The following is a 4,563-nucleotide window of genomic DNA, read 5'->3' as shown; positions in this document are numbered from 1 at the left end:
ACAGATATATATAAATTAGGGATAGTTAACTCTCTTCTTTAGTTAGGTCAGCTGGTATAACTGCACTTGTTTGGTACTTTTGTTTTAATGAACCGTCGAACACACCTCCGCATTCGCAAGACACACCGGTACCTGGGCCTATTTACAGGCCTGCAGTTTATACTATGGACAGTGGGTGGACTTTACTTCAGTTGGTCAGATATTGATGAGATACATGGAGACTTTCAGAAGAAAGCACCTGTATACTTTAGCGCAGACGCTCAGCTAGCATCACCTTCTGCTGTCATTTCTCAGCTCCCACAGGTAGATTCTATCAAGTCTTTAAAACTGGTGCATATCCTGGGAGAGCCAGTGTATCAGGTAGTATACTTCCGAGGCCACAACAACAAGCCCGAGCAGCACACACAGCTTGCATTGGCTGCATCTGGTAAGCTGCGCCAGCCGCTTACAAAGCAGGAGGCTATAGAGATGGCACTTGGTAGTTTTAATGAGCAAGTACAGGTAGCACAGGTAGAGTTATTAACCGAAGGAAAAGTAGGCAAGCACCACGAGTACCGCGAAAGTCCTTTGCCTGCCTACGCCGTAACCATGCAGCATCCTACCAGCACCACCGTGTATGTTGCCGCAGAGCGGGGTGAAATCACCAGTTTCCGAAACAACAAATGGCGCCTGTTTGATTTCCTCTGGATGCTTCACACCATGGACTATGAAGGCAGAGATAATTTTGGCAACCTGCTGCTGCGGCTGTTTTCGATTATTGGCTTGCTTTCCGTTATTTCTGGCATTGCTTTATACTTTGTGAGTTTTAGGGGAGGCAAAAGAAAGAATGCATCAGGTACGGCTTCTACATATTCTAAAATTGTTAGGTAACAGGTTTAATTCTAAGTACAGGTCTAGCTTTAAGGAAATGATTGACAGTTACTGCTTATGCCGCAAGCGTCTGCTTATGCCTCGACAGCTATACTTCCATAGTCTCTGGTTATTGCTTCCCCTCTAGCGCAAGTTTTCGGACTTGAGTCTTATAGTCATGTAGAGTTTGTAACTCAACTTGTTTGAAAAGCCATACCTGAATACCTGAGGCTATAACTTGCATGGTCGCTTCTTGTCTATTGCTGGCGCTAGCTTTCAGCTAGTGCCTTCTATGATGTAGAGCTTCCAGCTCTACTGGCTCGCAGAGCCATACTTGCTCAGCTGCTGCTATACTTGTTGCAGTCATACTTCCAAAGCTACTGCTTGTCTCATCTTCAGCCAAGCTATCTTTTCTAGCTGCCGTTCACCCTCCAGCTCCCACACGTGTAATGTTTCACTTTTGCTTTGGAGCGCTCAAGCCCGCGAGGGCTTGTCTTGGGGGTAAAGGCCCTCGATAACCGCATCGCGCTGGGAGCTTTTCCTGCCGGGGGGAAGGGACGTCTTACTCGTTCCTTGGGCTGCCTCGCTCTCGCTCGTCACCGGAAAAGCTCGCATAGGCGCTCAACGGAAAGACTGGGTTCAGCTTAGATAGCTACAGCCTTTGCTTTTATCATACACACTTCTATCATACACGACTTGTAGGGACAGACCGCGACCTGTCCGCGTGATAATGTTAGCCGTGCAACTCATGCTTTAGTAGGCAGCAACAGGTGCCACCTCCTATGCTATCAACCCTCACCCATACTTTACCGCTATCACCCCGCTTGCTGAAAAGGCTATACTTTAGTTTAACTATATTTTTACCTGCTTGCAGAGCTCTTGGCTTGCAATTGCCTGAGTAAAACAACAAATTGCAGATACAAGCTAACCTAAACTTTATCTACGCCTTTACCACATGAAGAAATTTTACGCATTTGCTGTGGCAGCTGCGCTTGGCTTTGGCTCGGCCGCTGTTGCACAGCAAACCGAAACACCTCTCTCCTATTACCTGCCGGCGAACACCAGCTACAACAGCAGCATCCCGACTCCCAAAGATATACTTGGCTACAACGTAGGCGAGTGGCACGTGAGCCATGACCAGCTAGTGATGTATATGCGCCTGATGGATGAGGCTTCAGATCGCATCACCCTAACCGAATATGCTCGCACCCACGAGAACCGCCCGCTATACCTGCTGACCATCACCTCTTCTCAAAACCAGCAGAACATAAACCAGATAAAGGAGCAACACCGTAAGCTTACAAATCCTGCCGAGTCGGGTAGTGTGGATATTAAAAATATGCCGGCAGTAGTATGGATGGGTTACAGCGTGCACGGTAATGAGCCGAGTGGCAGCAACGCTTCCCTCTTAGCAGTTTATCATTTAGCAGCAGCACAAGGTCCGGAAATAGACAAGCTACTGAATGAGACAGTTATACTCCTTGACCCATCCATCAACCCGGATGGCCTGAACCGCTTTGCCAGTTGGGTAAACACGCACCGCGGCAAAAATCTGGTTACTGACGCGAACAGTGCTGAGTTTGATGAAGTATGGCCACGCGGCCGAACCAACCACTACTGGTTTGACCTGAACCGCGACTGGCTGCCGCTTCAGCATCCGGAATCAAAAGGCAGGCTGGCGAAGTTCCATGAGTGGAAGCCTAACGTACTGACGGACCATCATGAAATGGGAACCAACGCGACGTTCTTTTTTCAGCCGGGCATACCGAGCCGCAACAACCCGCTTACACCGGAGAACAACTTTAAGCTGACGCAGAAGATTGGCACTTACCATGCAAAAGCGCTGGATAAAATCGGTTCTTTCTATTACACAGAAGAAAGCTATGATGACTTCTACTACGGCAAAGGCTCCACCTATCCAGATGTAAATGGAGCCGTAGGTATATTGTTTGAGCAGGCAAGTTCCAGAGGGCATGCGCAGGAAAGTATAAATGGAGTACTCACTTTTCCTTTTACCATACGCAACCAGTTTACCACTACGCTTTCTACGCTAGAGGCAGCACAGGCTATGCGTGAGGAACTGCTCACGCACCAGCGCGATTTCTACAAGCAGGCATTCAACGAATCTAAAAAGGCAGGCACCAAAGCGTATGTGTTTGGTTCGGAAAAAGACAAGGCACGTGCTTTTCATTTGGCAGAAATCATCAAGCAACATCAGATAGAGGTATATCGTCCGAAAGAAAGCTTCAAAATAAACAATATTACCTATACACCGGAAAACGCTTACATCATCCCGACGGAGCAACCACAGTATAAGCTGATAGAGGCGATGTTTGAGAAGCGCACTACTTTCCAGGATAGCCTTTTCTATGATATCTCTGCCTGGACATTTCCATTGGCTTTCGACCTGGACCATGCAGCGCTGTCATCTAAAAATTTTAAAGGGAATCAGCTTGGTCAGCGGGTGGAGCAAATGGCTTTGCCAACTGGTGAGGTTGTAGGAGGAAAAAGTGATTATGCCTACGCCTTTGAATGGCACGGCTACTATGCCCCTCGCGCCCTTAACCAACTGATGGACAAAGGAATTACCGCGAAAGTAGCGACAGATAAGTTTACAACCGCTGGCAGTAAGCAGTTCGATTACGGCACCATACTTATACCTGTCAGCGGGCAACCCATAGGCTCAGACGAGCTGCATCAACTGCTGCAGCAAGTGGCTACAGAGAATGCGCTGCAGGTGCATGCTATGAACACCGGATTTAACCCGGAAGGAATAAAGCTAGGCAGCCCAATGATGTTGTCTCTACAACAACCTAAAATTATGATGCTGATAGGTGACGGTGTGAACAGCTATGACGCAGGCGAGGCCTGGCATTTGCTCGACAACCGCTTCGACATGCGCCCAACGCTGGTAAAAACAGATGATTTTAACCGCCTGGCCCTGAACAAGTATAATGTGATTGTTTTATCTGACGGCAGCTATGGCAACATTTCTAAAGACAAACTGCGTAGCTGGGTGCAGCAAGGCGGCACGGTTATAGGCATGGGCGATGCCGCTAAATGGCTTTCCGATAACGGCATAGGCAATATCACATTCAAGCAAAGCGATAAAGACACCGTGGCACAGAAACCGTATGCCGATATGCCTAACACCAATGGTGCACAGGTAATAGGCGGGGCGATTTTTGAGACTAAGCTGGACCTGACACACCCGCTGACCTACGGCTATACCGACACGCAGATGCCGATCTTCCGCAGCAATACCTTGTTCATGGAGCGCTCCAAAAGCCCTTATGCCAACCCCGTGATGTATACGGCAAATCCGCTCATGGCTGGCTACATCTCCAAACCAAACCTGCAAAAGCTAAAAAGCACGGCGGCGGTAGATGTTTCATCTCTAGGCAGCGGTAAAGTTATTGTCATGCCAGACAACCCAAACTTCCGCGCTTTCTGGTATGGCACCAACAAACTGTTCTTAAACAGTATCTTCTTTGGGCAGATCATAAGTGGTGGTTCAGCCCGCACCGAAGACGCCCACAACTAACCTTATCTCTAGCACTTTTTCAGTAAGAAGCCCAGGCTGCAATAGCCTGGGCTTCTTTGTTATTTACACTTTTCGCCTTATCGCGCATATTTATAATCAACCACAGCAGCACCATCAATACCGAATTATAGAATATAGGTATATAATGCAATTTGTCAAATAACAAATAT

Annotated in this window: 2 protein-coding genes; both read left to right on the top strand. The window is 47.8% G+C overall.

Features of this window, described 5'->3' with window-relative positions; translation table 11 throughout:
• The first annotated feature begins 87 nt into the window (after nucleotides 1-87).
• Nucleotides 88-870, top strand: coding sequence for a PepSY domain-containing protein (locus ACFQ2O_RS20120; RefSeq protein WP_377532282.1), 783 nt, complete (start codon nucleotides 88-90; stop codon nucleotides 868-870).
• A gap of 934 nt (nucleotides 871-1,804) precedes the next feature.
• The gene (locus ACFQ2O_RS20115; RefSeq protein ID WP_377532279.1) at nucleotides 1,805-4,393 is read left to right on the top strand and encodes a M14 family metallopeptidase; all 2,589 of its coding nucleotides are present in this window, start codon (nucleotides 1,805-1,807) and stop codon (nucleotides 4,391-4,393) included.
• Nucleotides 4,394-4,563 lie beyond the last annotated feature (170 nt).

Origin of the sequence: Pontibacter rugosus, assembly GCF_042678745.1 — a bacterium.
Classification (GTDB): domain Bacteria; phylum Bacteroidota; class Bacteroidia; order Cytophagales; family Hymenobacteraceae; genus Pontibacter; species Pontibacter rugosus.
This window is presented reverse-complemented; position numbering and strand designations above follow the sequence as displayed.

Excerpts from the sequence above, each read along its gene's own strand:
- ACFQ2O_RS20120 (WP_377532282.1), top strand. The coding sequence starts at position 88 with ATGAACCGTCGAACACACCTCCGCATTCGCAAGACACACCGGTACCTG.
- ACFQ2O_RS20115 (WP_377532279.1), top strand. The coding sequence starts at position 1,805 with ATGAAGAAATTTTACGCATTTGCTGTGGCAGCTGCGCTTGGCTTTGGC.